Source organism: Microbacterium sp. LWS13-1.2 (assembly GCF_040144835.1).
In the GTDB taxonomy this organism is placed as follows: Bacteria; Actinomycetota; Actinomycetes; order Actinomycetales; family Microbacteriaceae; genus Microbacterium.
In genome coordinates, this window is record NZ_CP151632.1 from 905,377 (window position 1) to 921,890 (window position 16,514).

At 65.2% G+C, this 16,514-nt stretch carries 16 protein-coding genes; 10 read left to right on the forward strand and 6 right to left on the reverse strand.

Annotation, left to right across the window (positions count from 1 at the left end; genetic code table 11):
• Window positions 1-135: 135 nt before the first annotated feature.
• Together MRBLWS13_RS04390 and MRBLWS13_RS04395 are read right to left on the reverse strand one after the other, a co-directional pair.
• Window positions 136-912, reverse strand: a complete 777-nt coding sequence (locus MRBLWS13_RS04390; RefSeq protein WP_349427824.1) for a cyclase family protein — start codon at window positions 910-912, stop codon at window positions 136-138.
• A 408-nt stretch (window positions 913-1,320) separates the two neighbouring features.
• A complete protein-coding gene (locus MRBLWS13_RS04395) occupies window positions 1,321-1,548 on the reverse strand; it encodes a nuclear transport factor 2 family protein (protein ID WP_349427825.1) in 228 nt (75 codons plus the stop codon).
• Between the two features lie 325 nt (window positions 1,549-1,873).
• On the opposite strand from MRBLWS13_RS04395, the gene MRBLWS13_RS04400 reads away from it, so the two are divergent.
• The 9 genes from MRBLWS13_RS04400 (at window position 1,874) to MRBLWS13_RS04440 (ending at window position 11,392) form a co-directional block, all read left to right on the forward strand.
• Window positions 1,874-2,590: an SDR family NAD(P)-dependent oxidoreductase gene (locus MRBLWS13_RS04400; protein WP_349427826.1), complete on the forward strand. Its 717-nt coding sequence runs from the start codon at window positions 1,874-1,876 to the stop codon at window positions 2,588-2,590.
• Window positions 2,587-3,423 (forward strand): NAD(P)-dependent oxidoreductase, encoded by an 837-nt coding sequence (locus MRBLWS13_RS04405; protein ID WP_349428980.1) that lies wholly within the window; start codon window positions 2,587-2,589, stop codon window positions 3,421-3,423. Before MRBLWS13_RS04400 ends, MRBLWS13_RS04405 begins: the two co-directional genes overlap by 4 nt.
• A 139-nt stretch (window positions 3,424-3,562) precedes the next feature.
• The gene (locus MRBLWS13_RS04410; protein WP_349427827.1) at window positions 3,563-4,261 is read left to right on the forward strand and encodes a TMEM175 family protein; all 699 of its coding nucleotides are present in this window, start codon (window positions 3,563-3,565) and stop codon (window positions 4,259-4,261) included.
• A 44-nt stretch (window positions 4,262-4,305) separates the two neighbouring features.
• Window positions 4,306-5,496 carry a CE1758 family FMN-dependent luciferase-like monooxygenase gene (locus MRBLWS13_RS04415; protein WP_349427828.1) on the forward strand — a complete coding sequence of 397 codons (1,191 nt, stop codon included), beginning with the start codon at window positions 4,306-4,308 and terminating at the stop codon, window positions 5,494-5,496.
• A gap of 3 nt (window positions 5,497-5,499) precedes the next feature.
• Window positions 5,500-5,961: a MarR family transcriptional regulator gene (locus MRBLWS13_RS04420; RefSeq protein ID WP_349427829.1), complete on the forward strand. Its 462-nt coding sequence runs from the start codon at window positions 5,500-5,502 to the stop codon at window positions 5,959-5,961.
• The gene (locus MRBLWS13_RS04425) at window positions 5,910-6,665 is read left to right on the forward strand and encodes a CE1759 family FMN reductase (protein WP_349427830.1); all 756 of its coding nucleotides are present in this window, start codon (window positions 5,910-5,912) and stop codon (window positions 6,663-6,665) included. Before MRBLWS13_RS04420 ends, MRBLWS13_RS04425 begins: the two co-directional genes overlap by 52 nt.
• Before the next feature lie 153 nt (window positions 6,666-6,818).
• The gene (locus MRBLWS13_RS04430) at window positions 6,819-9,560 is read left to right on the forward strand and encodes an AAA family ATPase (protein WP_349427831.1); all 2,742 of its coding nucleotides are present in this window, start codon (window positions 6,819-6,821) and stop codon (window positions 9,558-9,560) included.
• Window positions 9,561-9,660: 100 nt separating this feature from the next.
• A complete protein-coding gene (locus tag MRBLWS13_RS04435; protein WP_349427832.1) occupies window positions 9,661-10,602 on the forward strand; it encodes an AEC family transporter in 942 nt (313 codons plus the stop codon).
• A gap of 73 nt (window positions 10,603-10,675) precedes the next feature.
• A complete protein-coding gene (locus MRBLWS13_RS04440; protein WP_349427833.1) occupies window positions 10,676-11,392 on the forward strand; it encodes an alpha/beta hydrolase in 717 nt (238 codons plus the stop codon).
• 36 nt (window positions 11,393-11,428) lie between these two features.
• Here the strand turns inward: MRBLWS13_RS04440 and MRBLWS13_RS04445 are convergent, their stop codons facing one another.
• The gene (locus tag MRBLWS13_RS04445; RefSeq protein ID WP_349427834.1) at window positions 11,429-12,280 is read right to left on the reverse strand and encodes a YoaK family protein; all 852 of its coding nucleotides are present in this window, start codon (window positions 12,278-12,280) and stop codon (window positions 11,429-11,431) included.
• A 212-nt stretch (window positions 12,281-12,492) separates the two neighbouring features.
• Here MRBLWS13_RS04445 and MRBLWS13_RS04450 point away from each other — a divergent pair, with 212 nt between their 5' ends.
• Window positions 12,493-13,596 carry a cupin domain-containing protein gene (locus MRBLWS13_RS04450; protein WP_349427835.1) on the forward strand — a complete coding sequence of 368 codons (1,104 nt, stop codon included), beginning with the start codon at window positions 12,493-12,495 and terminating at the stop codon, window positions 13,594-13,596.
• A gap of 749 nt (window positions 13,597-14,345) precedes the next feature.
• Here the strand turns inward: MRBLWS13_RS04450 and MRBLWS13_RS04455 are convergent.
• Genes MRBLWS13_RS04455 through MRBLWS13_RS04465 form a run of 3 tightly spaced genes read right to left on the reverse strand, consistent with a single transcriptional unit; the run spans window position 14,346 to window position 16,349 of the window.
• Window positions 14,346-14,708, reverse strand: coding sequence for a hypothetical protein (locus MRBLWS13_RS04455; protein WP_349427836.1), 363 nt, complete (start codon window positions 14,706-14,708; stop codon window positions 14,346-14,348).
• Window positions 14,698-15,741 (reverse strand): type II CAAX endopeptidase family protein, encoded by a 1,044-nt coding sequence (locus MRBLWS13_RS04460; RefSeq protein ID WP_349427837.1) that lies wholly within the window; start codon window positions 15,739-15,741, stop codon window positions 14,698-14,700. Before MRBLWS13_RS04460 ends, MRBLWS13_RS04455 begins: the two co-directional genes overlap by 11 nt.
• The gene (locus tag MRBLWS13_RS04465) at window positions 15,738-16,349 is read right to left on the reverse strand and encodes a DUF3887 domain-containing protein (RefSeq protein ID WP_349427838.1); all 612 of its coding nucleotides are present in this window, start codon (window positions 16,347-16,349) and stop codon (window positions 15,738-15,740) included. The genes MRBLWS13_RS04460 and MRBLWS13_RS04465 overlap by 4 nt, the downstream gene beginning before the upstream one ends.
• Between the last annotated feature and the right edge of the window lie 165 nt (window positions 16,350-16,514).

The following is a 16,514-nucleotide window of genomic DNA, read 5'->3' on the forward strand; positions in this document are numbered from 1 at the left end:
GCTTTCGCTCCATCCTCGGTGAACTGCTAAGCACGCCAGCACGGCACCCTCGTCGATGTAGTTGGGGTGCTGATAGTGATCAGCATGTGCTCGGGTGACGGCACCCACCCAGCGCGAGTGGGCGCTGTGTGATGATCAGTCGTGTTCGACCAGCGCCAGCACGCGCGCCGGGCTCCCTGTGCCGCCTACGATCGGAAGTGGGGCCACAACGATCATCGCGCCTGTTGCCGGCAGCCGATCCAGGTTCTGCAGCGAGGTGATGCCGTACTTGTCATTGCCTAGCAGGTAGTAGTGCATGGGCATCGCGGGCTCCATGCCGAAAGCAAGCCCTGCGTCGAGCCCCATCGTCTCCACACCCACGCCCGAGATAGGCGTCTCCTCGGCCAGCCAGCGAGCGCACTCCGGAGCAAACCCCGGCGTGTGCCCTCCCGCACTGTCTGCGTTGACGAACTTTTCGGCGTTCTGAGAGTGCGCAGCCCACCCGGTCCGAACCAGTACCCACGCGTTCTCCGGAAAGTCCCCGTGCTCCGCCTGCCACTGCTGGAGATGATCCACCGTCACCAAGAAGTCCGGATCCGCTGCCACCTCGGCTGCGAAGTCCACGACCACCGCCGGACCGATCAGGCGTGGCAATGGCGTCTCGGAGACATCCCTGCCGTCGCGTCCCGTTATCCAGTGAATCGGCACATCGATATGAGTACCCGTGTGCTCGCTGATGTGAATGTCGTTCGCCCGCCATACGGGACCACGCTCGTCGTATGCGGCGATCTCCTCGAGCTCGAATGGAGCCGGGCTGGGGTATGGGTCGGGAAGAGTCATACTGGGCGTGTTCTCAGTCAGCTTGTTTGTCAAGTCGATGATCTTGACTGTGCCCGTCGAGATTGATGCGAGCAGATCGCCCAGTTGTGCCATGACCACGCCTTTCATATCGACTGTTCGACGAAGCAACCCTCGCCCAGCGTCAGGGATGCGCGGATCTCATTTGGATCCGCCGCACATGTCCGCTATATACTCACAGCTCGATGACGTGAGCGTCAAGCATTGCTTAACAACCCAATTGCAGATCTTCGTCCCGGGAGACTCACTGCGACCCGCGGTATCGCTTGAGTCTGAGGCTGCGGTCCACGCTCGGAGGATTCGGCACGGAGGCACGTGACGCACACCTCACGTTCAATTCTCATTTACAGAGCTTTCGCGGCGATGAACTGCACCCTTCGTTGAGGAGGCGGTCTCACGCGAACCCAGCTTCCGTCAGAGACTTTCCAGCCGAGGCTGCGCGCAGACGCCCGCTCTCGTATCAGCCGACTATCAAGCGCGAGATCAACCCTCGCGCAGGGTGATGTGCATCGTGCCGGTGCCGGTGAATCGTCGGCTGGTGGCTCGGAGCGCAACGTCGTATGTGTCGTCGCCATACCCAGACACCGACAACAGATCGAACCGCATGCCGACACCTAGGTTGTCGGTGTGGTTCCACTCTGCGATGCCCTCTCGGCCATGGTATTGCGCAGCACCATCCTCGACGTAGGCGTCCGGCGTGAACGCCTCCACGAAGCGATTGGCGTCGGCTCGGTTGGTGCGTCGATGAGTTCGGCCACGGCGGGCGGAAGTTGCTGGTCGTGTGCGGAGACCGGTTCATCAGTCATGAGCGCTCCTTGCCTGGTTCGTCCCCTCAAGGTCAGCAGATCCTTCGAGGAGTTGCCCCGGACATCTAACTCGATTCAGGCAGCCCGTCCCGCTCAGCACCGGGCTCGCACGCGGGGCGGGTGCCCGCGCACGGTCATGAGGGTCATTTGACTGATGCCATGGCCCGAACTCGCCTGCCACCTTAGGGAAGGCCAGAACACGATCCACCGCACAGCGAAAGGAGGCCGAGATGAGCGCCGTATTGGTGACGGGTGCAACTAAGGGCCTCGGGCGAGAAACCGCGCGCCAGCTCGCCGCCGCAGGGCACACTGTCTACGCAGGAGCACGCGACGGTGAACGCGGACGCGCAGCCGCGAACGAGATCGGCGCTCGATTCATACAGATCGATGTGACCGACGACGCTTCCGTCGCCGCAGCGGCGGCGGAGATAGACGCGAGCGAGACCGAGGGCGGCATCGATGTGGTTGTCAACTGCGCAGGTGTTGAGGGACGCCTTGCCGACAATGGGATCCTCGCCGCCGAGGACACTACCGCGGGCGACATGCTGGCAGTATTCGACACCAACGTCTTCGGCGTGATTCGCGTTGTTCATTCGTTCCTGCCCCTGCTGCAGAAGTCGGCGGCTCCCGTCATCGTCAACGTATCGAGCGGGCTCGGATCGCTCACCGAACTCAGTGACCCTTCGAGCCCGACCCAGTTCTACCGGGGCATCGCATATCCGTCTTCCAAGTCGGCGTTGAATGCGATCACGATCCAGCTCGCCAAAGCATTGCCCGACTTTCGAATCAACGCCGTGGACCCGGGCTTCACACGGACCGACCTGAACGGCAACACGGGCACGCAGACCGTCGAGGAGGGATCGGCGGTGATCGTCCGGATGGCGCAGGTGGCTGCAGATGGCCCGACCGGCAGCTTCCTCTCAAATGACGGACCGGCATCGTGGTGAGTCCACCCGCCCGCATCGGCTTCGTCGGACTCGGCGACCAGGGAGCCCCGATCGCGCAGGCGATCATCGATGGGGGCTACCCGTTGCATGTGTGGGCGAGGCATTCCGCGTCCCTGGGCGCCCTGGGCAACCGCAAGTTCACCGTGCACGAATCACCTGGCGATATGGCGAAGGTGAGCGAGCTTGTCGCACTGTGCCTTCCCGAGGACACGGACGTGTTGCAGCTTGTGGTCGATGGCGGCCTCCTCGCCGGGATGCAGCCCGAGTCGATTCTGGTCAATCACGGAACGGGGCTACCGGAGACGGCGCGACATCTTGCCGGGCTGGGTGCTGTCCGCAACGTCGATGTGCTGGACGCCCCAGTGAGCGGTGGGAACGCCGTCGCACGCGTTCGCCAGCTCACCACCATCGTGGGCGGAACGGACGATGGTGTCGCGCGCGCTCGTGCCATCTTCGACACCTTCTCGAAGAGCGTCATCCATGTCGGGCCCGCCGGCTCGGGTCAGTACGGCAAGCTCTTCAACAACGCCCTCATGATGATGAACCACCAGAACGTGATCGAGGTCGTGAACCTGGCACTACGTCTCGACCTGCCTGTCAGGAGTCTGATCGAAGTCCTGCGCTCGGGCTCAGCGTCGAGTTTCGCGCTTCAGGCGATCGGTCCCTCGATCACGGTTGACAACGTCGAGCATCTGGCCTCGCTGGAACTCATCGACATGGATCTGTTCTCAGCCGCGACGGCCTCACTCGGCCAGAAGCGTATGCCCGTCGTCGAGCGCGCTCTCGCGGGGGCCAACGGGCTTTCCGAGCTGACGAGGCTAACCCAGTCCTAGGACGCAGTCTGGACCACGCAGCGGCTCCCTCGCAGCGGATCACACCACACACGCTGGTCGACTTGTCATGCGTCTTCGGCATGCGGAAACGAGTCATCCTTCCGGTTTGCGGTGTGTTGGATGGTGCTGTGCTGGGCACGTGTCCAGAAAGAGGAAGGTAGGGGGCGCAGCGGCGCAGCATCCGGAGCGGGAGATCCCCTCGAACGAGTCCGACCGAGTGGAGATGTTCACCGACGGCGTCTTCGCCATCGCGATCACCCTTCTGGTTCTCGACCTGCCGGTTCCCTCGTCCGGGTCACTACCTGACGTGCTCATGGAGAAGTGGCCATCTTTCGTCGCATATCTGGCGGCATTCTTGACGATCGCGGGGATCTGGGTGCACCACCACACAGTCTTTGAGCGAGTCGCACGGGTCGAGCCTGCGATCGTGCTTCTCAATCTGCTCCTGCTCCTGGGAGTATCGCTCCTGCCTTGGCCGACAGCCCTCGTCGCGGAGTCGATACAGAACGAGGCGGCCCACTGGAATGGCATCGTCGCCTGCGGGCTTTTCGCCCTGGCGGCACTCGTGGTGATGATCTCCTGGTCCGCAATGACGGCGCTGTTGAGTCGGCGCCCGCATCTTCTTCGGCGCCCGCATGATGCGGTCTGGATGCGGCGCAGTTCGATCGAAGCCGCCGTCGCCGGCATCCCGGTCCTCATCGCGTTCGCCACGTCATTCGTCAACCCGGTGATCTCACTCGCACTGTACGGGGCGATCCCGGTGTACTTCCTCTTCTCGACGTCACGCCGGCGACCCAGGTCACCGGTCGGTCCGAGCGGGTCGGGAATACATGACTAGTCATGCAATGTTCGCTACGGATGAATCAAGTGAAAGGGGCTGCGATGCAGTTCGGAATCTTCTCGGTCAGCGACATCACACGCGACCCGGTGCGCGACTACACGCCGAGCGAAGCGGAGCGGATCGATGCGATCGTGCGGATCGCGCAGCGGGCGGACGAGGTCGGTCTGGACGTGTTCTCGATAGGTGAGCACCACAACCCTCCGTTCTTCTCATCCTCCCCGACGACCCTCCTCTCGCACATCGCGGCGCTGACGAAGCGAATCCTGCTGTCGACTTCGGTGACGCTGATCACGACGAACGACCCCGTGAAGGTTGCCGAGGACTACGCGATGCTCCAGCACCTCGCCAAGGGCCGCATGGACCTCATGGTCGGTCGAGGCAACACTGTGCCGGTCTACCCGTGGTTCGGCAAGGACATCCGCGAGGGATTGCCGCTGGCATTGGAGAACTACAACCTTCTCCATGAGTTGTGGCGAAAGGACGTCGTCGATTGGGAGGGTCGGTTCCGCACACCACTGCAGGGCTTCACGTCGACGCCGCGACCATTGGATGGCGTACCCCCGTTCGTCTGGCACGGTGCGATTCGCAGCCCCGAGATCGCCGAACAGGCGGCGTTCTACGGCAATGGCTACTTCGCCAACAACGTCCTCGCCCCGAACTTCCACTTCGTGCCGCTGGTCGACTTCTACCGTGAGCGGTTCGTGCATTATGGTCATGGAACCAAGGAGCAGGCGATCGTCGGTCTCGGAGGCCAGGCGTTCCTGGCCCGACGCTCGCAGGACGCCCTCGACGCCTATCGGCCGTACTTCGACAACTCGCAGATCTACGGGATGAGCTACACGCTCGAGGAATACAAGGAACTCACGCCCATGTCGGTGGGAAGTCCGCAGGAAGCGATCGACAAGACCATGACGTTCCGTGAGGGCTTCGGCGACTACCAGCGTCAACTGTGGAATGTCGACCTGGGCGGACTCCCCGTAGAGATGGCCCTCGAGCAGGTCGAACTGCTCGGAACCGAGGTGGTGCCGGTGCTGCGCAAGGAGATGGACGCCGCCCGTTCGCCGCTGGCAGCCGAGGCGCCGACCCATGCGAGCCTGGTGAGGGCGAAGTACGGCGACGCCGAGCCGCGACAGCCTCGGCCGAACGCGAACCGTGGAGACAACGTGACGGGCACGTCGCCGTACCGCGACAGCGATCCGTCCGTCCGTCCCACCTACCCGCTGGCGAGCTGAGCCGTGGCGCACAACGACACGCGGCTCGCCAACGAGTCCTGGGAAGCCCTTTTCCGTGCGCAGATGACGGTCCTGCGCGAGCTGCATACGGCAGATGCGTGGGACGAGTTGCTGCCCAACGAGTACGGAGTGCTGTACGAACTGTCCAAGTCGCCGGAAGGGCTCCGGATGACGGACCTGCTCGACGACGTCCTCCTTAGCCAGGCCGGGGTGTCGCGGCTCGTCACGCGGCTCGAGTCCGCAGGCATGATCGCGCGCGCGGAGGACGACAAGGACCGGCGCGCGACACGGCTCCGACTGACGGTCCGCGGGAGCGAGACTCAGCGACGGATCGGTCGTCAGCACGCGCGCCATGTCACGGCGCAGATGTCGAGCAGGCTGAACGGCGAGCAACTCGTGCAGCTGCGCGACTTGTGCCGAGCGATGCTCGCTTCAGAACCGATCGGAGGGGTGAACGCAGCATGAGCACCGTCATCGACATGGAACCGTCCGTGCGCATCGTGGTCCTGTCGGCCGGCGTGAGCGACCCGTCGTCGACGCGGTTGCTCGCTGATCGGATCGCGGTACGCGTGGGTGACGGTCTTGCCGCTGAGGACGTCACGGCGATGACAACGGTGGTGGAGCTCGCGCCCCTCGCCGTCGACATCGCCCGAGCCGTCGTGACCCGGCTGCGAAGCGAACAGCTCGAGGCTGCCATCGACGCGCTCTCGCAAGCGGATGCCGTCATCGCGGCCACACCGGTGTACAAGGCCGGCATCAGCGGCCTGTTCAAGTCCTTCGTGGACCTGCTCGACGAGGACGTGATGATCGCGAAGCCGACCATCCTGGCAGCCACGGCCGAATCCACCCGCCACGCGATGGTGGTCGATGACCAGCTTCGACCGCTCTTCGCCTTCATGCGAGCGTTGTCGGTCCCCACCTCCGTGTTCGCCGCCCCAGAGGATTGGGGATCGACGGCCCTGGGATCGCGTATCGAGCGGGCCGCCACGGAATTGGTCCAGCTCGTCATCAGTCGGGTGGGCCATCGCATGGCCGATGCAGCGTGGCGACACTACCGCCACCGCTTCGGCGGCAGCGCCTCGCGTGCGGAGAAGTCGTCCGCGGACGTCGACTTCGACACCGATCTCATGCGCCTGGCAACCGGTGGGTCAGCCCATCAGGTGGGTTGAACGCGCCCGCCGCAAGGGCGCGCGCGCAGGATCGGCGACCAAGGATGCATTGCGCGACTGCGGTCGCGATGATCGCGCAACAGGTTATTGAGGAGATGCGGCGGCGCCCCTAAGATCGGCTCATCCCCCTCCGACCCGGGAGGTGACCGCACCGTGCAGACTCCGACGCTTGTCGGACGGGAGCACGACATCGTCGCGCTCGACACGTTCTTGGGGATTGCTCTGAGTGCGGGCGGGGCGCTGCTCCTTCCAGGTGAGGCCGGCGTGGGGAAGACCGAGCTGCTGCGCCACTGCGCCGAAGTCGCCTCGGTGCGCGGTGCATCCGTGCTGAGGGCATCGGGAGTTCAATTCGAAGCCGAGCTGAGCTTCGGTACCCTCCATCAGCTACTCAGGCCGATCATCTCCGGTCTCGACCGGCTTCCGCCGCCGCTGTCTTCAGCACTCCGGTCCGCCCTGGGCATGAGCGATCCGAACGCTGCCGTCGAGCCGCTGATGGTGTACAACGCGGCTCTCGCCCTCCTCGCGGATGCCGCGGGCAGGACTCCCCTGCTCGTCGCGGTCGACGACCTCCACTGGATGGATGCCGCCAGCGCCGCAGCCCTCGCATTCATCACGCGTCGACTCGATGACCAGCGGGTCGGTTTCGTCGGAGCTGTCCGCGACGGCGAGGCATCGCACTTCGACTCGTCCGGCATCCGTGTTCACCGAGTCCGCCCGCTCTCCTCGGTGGAGGCGGATCGGCTGGTCCGGGAGCGCGCCCCAGCACTGCCGGCGACGGTCCGGCAGGAGCTCGTGCGCCGCTCGGCGGGGTACCCGCTTGCTCTTGTCGAATGGATATCCGACGTCGAGCACGTGATGAGGTCTGACTCGGACGCGCTCCCCCTTCCGGGTGGATTGGAAGCATCCTTCGCCGCCCGCATCGAGCGCCTTCCCGTCCGCACGCATAAGGCACTGCTCCTGCTCGCCTTGGATGGACGGACGGGTGTGCACGAGCTCGGCCGGCTCGGTCTGCAGTTCGACGATCTCGAGCCGGCTGAGTCGGCCGGTACGGTCATGGTCGACGAAGATGCGAACCGGGTCGAGTTTCGCCATCCACTCTTCAGGTCAGCGCTGGTATCCCGAGCGACCAGCGCCGAACGGCGGCAGATGCATTTGCAGCTCGCCGAGTCGAACACCGACGACCCCGACCGGCGCGTCTGGCATCTGGCCGCTGCGGCGATCGCGCCCGATGAATCGGTCGCGCGCCTGCTGCAGGAGCTGGCGCACCGCTCGTTCTCGCGCGGCGACCCTCAGGGGGCGACCTCGGCGCTCACCCGTGCGGCGCTGCTTAGTCCGTCCGCACCGGATCGAGCCCGTCGGCTCGCCGAAGCGGCGTTCCTCGGTGCCGATGTCGCCGGTGATCTCCACCGCGCACAGACATTGCTCGCGGACGCGCGCGCTGACCTGGGTCGCGGCCCCGGGTCGCTCTACGCGGTCGTTGCACAGGCGCAGGTGACCGTCAACGCGGAAGGGGCCCACCGCATCGCGCTGGAGCGCATCGAGCGTGCCGTGCGGGAGGGCACTCACGGCTGGCAGGCCGACGATCACGAACTGATCGCGACATTTCGAACGTGGCTGCTGCTGTGCTCCTACGCCGGCGACCCGCAATGTTGGGAGGCATACTTCGACGCTCTCGATCGATTGGTGCCCGAGGCGCCCGAAGTCCTGCGCGCCGAGAGCTGGGCCGTCGGTGACACGGTACGAAAGGGCGAGGATGCCCGTCCGACGGTCATCCGACTCGCTTCGACTCCGCCGCCAGACGAGGACCCGACGTTGGCCATGTCGATGACGTTCGCCGCGATGTACCTCGATCTCATCGATCTCTGGCGACCTTACGCGTGGGATCGCGTCGTCTCGGGTCGAGAGGGAGGACCGCCTCGCCCGTATGCGCGTTGCCTGAGCTTTCTCAGCATCAATGAATATCTCCACGGCCGGTGGATCGACGCTCAGCACCTCGCCGATGAGGGTGCCCAGCTCTGTGAGGAGCACGGCTTCGGGAACGGCGCGTGGTATTTCGCCTATCTTCAGGCGCTTCTCGCGGCCGGCCGAGGGGACACGGACGCGGCGCGGGAGCGCTCGGCGTTCGTGGATGCCGAGTGCAGCCGCCGGGAGAGCTGGGGTGCCCAACGGTTCTCGTACCAGCCGCGCGTGCTCGCCGCCGTCGCCGATGGCAACTGGGAGGAGGTGTACCGCACTGCGTCCAGACTTGGTGCCCCCGGCGAACTCCCCAGGTTCGTTCCGCCTGCCATGTGGGTCGGTTTCGACCTGGTCGAGGCGGCGGTTCGTCTCGGGCTGCCCGCGGACGCGTACTTGCATAGTCGGGCGATGGTCGACTCCGGGCTCCCCGGTGTCTCTCCGCGCATGGCGCTCCTCACGGCGGGCGCCGTCGCCCTCTCGGACGGCGGAGCCGACTGGCGCGAGAGATTCGAGGAAGCGTTGCGGATGCCGGAAGCCAGCTCGTGGCCGTTCGACCTCGCCCGCGTGCAACTCGCCTACGGCGAGCGTCTCCGCCGGGCGGTCGACACCAGCCGTGCGCGGGAGGTACTCCACGATGCGTTGGAGATCTTCGAGCGGCTCGGCGCGATTCCGTGGGTGGAACGGTCATCGCAAGAGCTGCGGGCGACCGGCGACGCGAGCGTGCGGATTGCCGCGGAACACGGCCTCATGTCGGATCTGACCTCTCAGGAATTGGTCATCGCCGAGATGGCGGCATCCGGCATGACCAACAAGGACATCGCGCACAGTCTCTTCCTGTCGCCCCGCACGGTGAGCGGGCATCTCTACAACACGTTTCCGAAGCTCGGGATCACAAGCCGCGCGGGACTCCGCGACGCGCTCGCCCGGCTCGAGGGTTGACTGTGGCAGCAGGCTGGAGCCGGTCGGCCGTTCGGTCGAGTCAAATGTCGGAGGCGATCATCGTCGGGTGAGGTGTTGAGTAGAGCGCGGAGGGGACGCGATGGCCTGGAGCACGGTCGAGGCCCTCGCGCCGGTCTTCTTCGTGATAGCCCTCGGATGGGGATGCGGGCGCTGGCGGCTGATCGACAACGTCGACGTCTCGTCTTTGAACACACTCGTGATGCAGATCGCGATACCGGTCGCTCTCTTCGCGATTCTCGCTTCCTCATCGCGTACCGACCTGCTCGGTCACGCTCCCATGGCTGCGGTCGTCTTGCTCGCGATGACAGTCGTCTACGCGGGAGTGTTCGTCATGGGGCGGCGGCACCATGGGCGAAGCAGCGACGCGGCTATCCAGGCGCTCACCGTCGCCTTCCCCAACGCCGCGGCCGTCGGCCTCCCGCTTGCGGACACGGTGATGGGCCCCACCGGAGCGCTGACCGTCGCTGTCACCCTTGCTGTCGGCTCCGTCACCCTGTCCCCAGTGACGATCCTCCTCGTCCAACGCGACTCGGGTTCGGCAGCCGACGGCGGAGCCAGCCCGCGACTGTCTGCGCGTGCGGTGGCTGTCGCTCTCGCGAAGCCGATCGTGATCGCCCCTCTTCTCGGGCTCGTTTACAGTCTGTCCGGGGTGCCGTTGCCCCATGTCGTCGACGCGACGCTCTCGGAGATCGGCATGGTGTCTGCCGGCCTCGCTCTCTTCCTGACCGGTCTCGTGCTTTCCGCTCAGCGAATCGAGATCACTGCCGGCGCCGTGGTGTCCACGATCGTGAGCGTCCTCGTGCGACCCGCAATCGCCTATGCCCTCGCGCTGGCATTCGCGCTCCCGCCTGCGGCGACCGCTGACGCAGTGCTGATCATGGCGGTGCCGGCCGGCTTCTTCGGAGTCCTGCTCGGCCTCAGTCTCGGCGCGAAGTCTGCACTGGCGGGCACGACGCTTCTCCTATCCACCGTTCTCGCGGCTGTCACGCTACCGCTGGTGATCACATGGTTGCCACGCTGACGATCGCCGCAGGTCTGTGTCGTCGCAGGTCTGACCGGCCCCGACCACGATCCACCACGCAAGGAGAATTCAGATGACAGACCCGCTTTCGACCCCTGCCCCCGCGCACAGTGCGGTGCTGGTTCACGGCGCCTACGCAGACGGATCGTCATGGCAGGACGTGATACCCCTCCTGTTGCGCGCAGGGCTGCAGGTAGCAGCGGTGCAGAACCCGCTGACCTCGCTCGCCGACGATGTCGCCGCGACTCGGCGGGCCATTGCCCTCGTCGACCCGCCGACTGTTCTGGTCGGACACTCCTGGGCGGGCACGGTGATCACCGAGGCTGGTATCGATGACCGCGTGTCGGCGCTCGTCTACATCGCGGCACGAGCACCCGACGCCGGCGAGGACTACTCCGCTTTGGCCGCCAGGTTCCCCATGCCGCCGGCGACCGCTGGGCTGGTGCACACCGATGGATTCGCACGGCTGTCCGAAGCGGCGTTCATCGACGACTTCGCGAACGGAATCGATGCTGAACGCGCGCGAGTGCTTTATGCCGTTCAGGGCGCGATCTCCGATGCCCTGTTCCCCTCGCGCACCACTGTTGCCGCGTGGCGAGTGCGTCCCACCTACTATTCGGTCTCGACGCAGGACCGAACGACCGCGCCGGAACTGGAGAGATTCCTCGCGCAGAGAATGCAGGCGCAGGTGATCGAAATCGACAGTGGCCATCTCGCGATGGTCAGCCACCCGCAAGACGTCGCGCGCCTCATCCTCGCGGCATCGGCACGGATGCGCGAGGCCGAGTGATTGACTCGGTAGACCGCCGGGGGAAGCCGAGGTCGATCAGTACATCGGATCGACCTCGCCTCGCGCACCGGAGGCGACTATCGCGAGAATCGCGAGAGCGACCGAAACGGCGACGAGCGATGCAGCCCGCCACACGGTGTCGAGCAGGAAGCCCGCCGCCGCACCGAAGGCGAATGCAAGGACGACCGATCCATAGAGCCCGGCGATACGCAGCACGGGTTCGCGATCTGCCTTGATGCGCGACACCGTTGCGCGACCGAGCGCGCTGAGCGTCATCTGCACGACGAAGGTCACGGCGGTGTTGCCGTAGATCACGCCGCTGTTCCGATGGAACGCGTTCCCTTGGATGCCGGCGATGAAGCTCACGGTGATCGCGATCGCCATCGACGGGACCGCCGAGGCGAGAGCGGCGGACGTGGCGACGACGATCGCCTCAACGGCGAGGATCCACGGTGAGTACTTGTGTCCTCGGCCCTCGACCAAGGCAACCACGATCGCGCACAGGAATGCGCCGAGTCCGAACGCGAGAACCGACAGGAGCACAGGTATGACCCGCGCAGGGTCCTGCTGCGCGCCGTAGAAGCCGACTGCAACGATGTTGCCGGATTGCACGGTCGCAAAGGAACCGGCGTTCGCGAGGGTCCAGGCGTTCATCGCGCCGGACGAGGCCGCCAGTGCGATGGCCGCTTGCGGTCGCTCGAGCAGGGGAGGAATGGTGCGAAGTTCGGCTCCCGGCATTCGAGACTCCTCTGCGTGGCGCAAGACCTCAGTCCCTGCGGTCCAGGCTTCCCGACGCTCGGACGCATGGGATGAGTAAGATGACCCGATCTCTCGATCGACGTCGCGAAACGACAGCCGAACCCCAGGAAGTCGAGTCGAATGGCTCAAGCACCCAGCGGCCCAGGCGTAGTTCGCTAGTCCGTGAGCGCTTGCCGGCGCCACTTCGGTGACGTGCTCACCCGCAACGATGATCGAGAGGATGCCCCCACCATGGACGAGACGAGACTCCGGCGCCGCATCACGAGGCTCCGCAGTTCGGAAACCCGGACCTTCCGGCCGAGGGCCTGGTGAACACATTGACCAGCCCTTCCAGCGCGACGATGACCGGTCCTCGTAACCTGGTGATCGAAGGGCAGTTCCCGAGTTCTCTCCAGGCACCGCCGACCGATGTCAGCACGCAGCCGTTCTTCTGGTCGTCGTTCAACATCTCGCCGCGCCGAGTCCAGCGCGGAGGATGGGCGCGCGAGGTCACTCAGAGCGACTTCGCGATCTCCGACGAGATCGCGGGCGTGAACATGTACCTCGAAGCCGGCGGAATCCGCGAGCTGCATTGGCACCAGACTGCGGAGTGGGCACTGATGACGAGGGGCGGATGCCGCGTCACCACCCTGAGTCGGGCAGGACTTCCGAGTATCGAGGACGTCTTCGAGGGCGACCTCTGGTTCTTCCCCGCGGGCCTTCCGCACTCGTTGCAGGGGCTCGGCCCGGACGGCGCGGAGTTCGTGCTCGCATTCGACGACGGAGGGCAGTCCGAGAGCAACACCCTGCTGCTGACGGACTGGTTTGCGCACACGCCGCCCGACGTCCTCGCGAAGAACTTCGGGGTCGCGCAGGACGTGTTCAGCGACATCCCGCTCCACGATCTGTGGATCTTCCCTGGAGAAGTCCCGGGCGATCTGGAGGCTGACCAGCTCGCCGCTGGGGTGCAGTGGGGTGGCACCGAGCCCGTGATCTTTCGGCTCGGTCAGTCGGTGCCTGCGCACGAGAACAGTGGGGGCCGGATCCAGATCGCCGACAGCTCGAACTTCCCCGCATCCACGACGGTTGCGGCTGCCCTGGTCACGGTCGAGCCAGGCGGGATGCGCGAGCTACATTGGCACCCTAACGCCGACGAGTGGCAGTACTACTTGAACGGCGCCGCTCGGATGACAGTGTTCAACACAGGTCCGCACGCAAACACGATGGACTTTCGCGCCGGAGATGTCGGTCTCGTGCGTCGCAACCTCGGCCACTACGTGGAGAACGCCGGCGACGACACCCTGGTGTTCCTCGAGACGTTCCGCAGCGCCCACTACGAAGAGGTCTCCCTCGCTAACTGGCTTGCGCATCTACCGCCGGCGCTCGTCGCGCAGCACCTGAACATTCCGGAAGAGGTCATCGCCGGGTTTCCCAGGCAGACCCAGGGCATCGTTCCGTTGCGCTGACCGATGTACGCGACTTCCAGCGCAGCGAGTTCCGACCGACGCAGGGCGGCGGCGAAACTGAGCAGGATGAGCGCGGCGTCACGCTTTCCGGCCGGGGTTGTTCGATCGACGACAGCCAGGATGTGGCGGAGGTCTTCGACCAGCAGCGGGCGGGCGCGGCGGCCGGGTGCGACCCCCAGGATTCGGCGCAGGCCGCGGCGGACGTCGGACCAGCTCGAAACCTCGCCACGCTGAGCCATAGCTGTCGAGCGTAGAAGGCGCGTGATGCGCCTCGGGCGCGGTGTCGATCCGTGTAACGTCCTCCATCGAGAACCCCACTGGAAGAGATCGTGATGCGCCGTCTTCTGGCGTCGGCCATGCAGTCATCCCACCGGGCTGACCGTGATCGTCAGAAAGGTAGGTTTCGGTGACGTGGTCACATCTCACCAACAATGAAGTCCCGGGAACCCTTAGGTTCCCGGGACTTTTCGGTCGGGATGACAGGATTTGAACCTGCGACCCCTTGACCCCCAGGCGTCCAAGCGGCTCGAATGGAGCCTGGAACCGCGTAGTTCCGCGGATCAGATCATGCAGAACAAATCATGAGATGCATGGATTGCATGATTGTGGTCCCCTTCTGGTCCCCCCCTGGATCACGCGCCCGGCCAGGCGCGAACACACGATGCTCGAGTTCCTGCTGGGCGACGCCATGTTGACCGGGCGGCTCGTTGTCACGAGCCCGTTCACGATCTTCGCGTTGACCGTCCGGGTCAGCTCGAACGGCGGGCACTATTGATGGCATCGGCCTGGCGCAGAGGGTCACTGACACTCAGGACAAGGCGGTCGAAGCGTTCGGCGGAATCGAGCTCGATGGTGATCGCGTGGTGGTACCCGGCGATATTCCAGAATTGTCTCTTGCCGTTGGCGTAGAAGGTGCCTGCCACCTTGCCGGGCAGGTGCAGCCCGGGGAAGCGGATGCCTTTGGGTTCGTCGATCACGCTGGGGTCGAAGAACGCAGCTTTGACATGCGCGAGCGGGATTTCGATGCGGCGCCTGAAAGACCACAGCTTGTCCATCCCGAGCGGTTCGACGATCAAGTTGCCGTCGGTGATGGTGAGACGGTTACCGGTCATCGGTGACCACTTCCTCCGCCGATCGGCTCGCCGCGTCGGTCGGGGCCGTCACAGTCTCCGTCGAGGTCTGCGGAGGTGAGGGTCGGCGGAACTGGCCGGTAGCGAGGAGGACAATCACGAGTGCGAGCGGCACGATCCATCCGCTCCAACCGAGAACGGTCGCCTGAGTGGTGTCGACCTGCTCGCCCGCCATGGCGAAGAGGAGGAAGGTGCCGCCGGCGCCATTGAACGCGGCGTGAGCGAGGGCTGCGGGCCAGACCGAGTCGGATCGAAGCCGCAACCAGCCGAAGATCGCTCCGAAGACGATGCACGTGCCGACCATCGCCGCGAGAGCGAGCCATCCCGGTGCGCCCACGTAGTTGTACCCGAGCAGGATGAGCGGCGCGTGCCACAGCCCCCAGATGACACCGGAGATGAGAATCGCGGACACGGGTCCGAGCGGCATGAGCTTCGGGAGCAGCCAGCCTCGCCAGCCGAGTTCCTCGCCGAGCGCGGGGAGGAGGTTGATGAACGCCGCCGTGGGAAGCGTGACCAGCTGGAGGATGACGAGCGTGCCGAGCGGGAGCGGGAGCGGGAGCGTGCTCTCTCCGAGCGCCCGCAGCTGTTCGGTGATGGTCTGCTGGAATCCGGAGAAGTTCACGAAGTCGGCCGGGAACACGCCCAACGCCGCGCCGATCGGCAGAGCGACGAGGGCGAGCACGATGGGCACGAAGATTCCCAGCAGGGCGTATCCGATCAGCCGACCCGCGGGCTTCAACGGCCAGAGACCCAGCGACCTCGCCCGGCGCTGCGGCCGGTCGATGAAGAACACCATGACGAGGGCGGCGACGGCAGGCGTAGCCATCATGGCGATCCCGATGATCGGGAACAAGGGGCTTGCCAGTCCGTCGCCGAGCCAGAGCGGTAGCGCGACAAGCCATGCGAGCGCGAAGGCGATCGCGACGAAGATCGCGATGGATCGGATGTCGCGGCCGTTCAGTCGAGAACGCACATCGGCAACGGTCGTGGGGGTGCGGTCGCGGGTGTCGGTCATGATGTCTGCTCCTGAAGGATGTGCAGACCTGCGATGGTCTGGTCGTCACGGAACGCGATTCGCGCGGTGTAGTCGCCCGCCTCCATCGAGAGGGGCGTGTTCGTGACCGTCACGTCACCGGCTCGCGTCACCACGGGATCACCCTGGCTTTCAAAGGCCCCGGAGCTTCCCACGATCTGCGCCCACGCGGCCGCCAGCGCGTCTTCCGACAGGTTCTCGCGCATCGCGGGGTCGAACCTCTCGGTGACCAGTTCCCACCGACCACTCGCGAGATCGTGGATGACGGTTCGGGCCAGCTCCGTGGCCTCACTCAAGGGGGTTGTGTTCATGGGTTCTCCCGTTCTCGGATCGACCGGTTTGCCGTAGCGTTGAAAAGCCGCTTGCCGACTCACGCCCAAGGCGTCGCCGATCGTTTGCCAGGTCGCACCTGCCTCGCGCGCCTGCTGCACGACCGAACGAACGACATCGTCAGCCGCGGACTGAAGTCGCAGTGATTGCTCGATCTCGCCAGCAAAGTCATCGCCGGGGATGGTCAGCACTCGTGCCGCGAGGAGCGCGTCTGCATGGCGCTTCAATCCCCGAATCGCATCCGTCAAGTTGTCTTGCATACGTCAAGTATGCCTGACATGCACTGATCTGTAAAGATGCGGTTTACAGATGTCTAAGAATGAGACCTTCACAGATTGAATCGACCGCCAGTCGCGACGAGCCACGACCCTGCTCGCATCCGCAGTCCAGCGATCGCCGGACCCCGGGCCGGGCTTGCGGTAGTG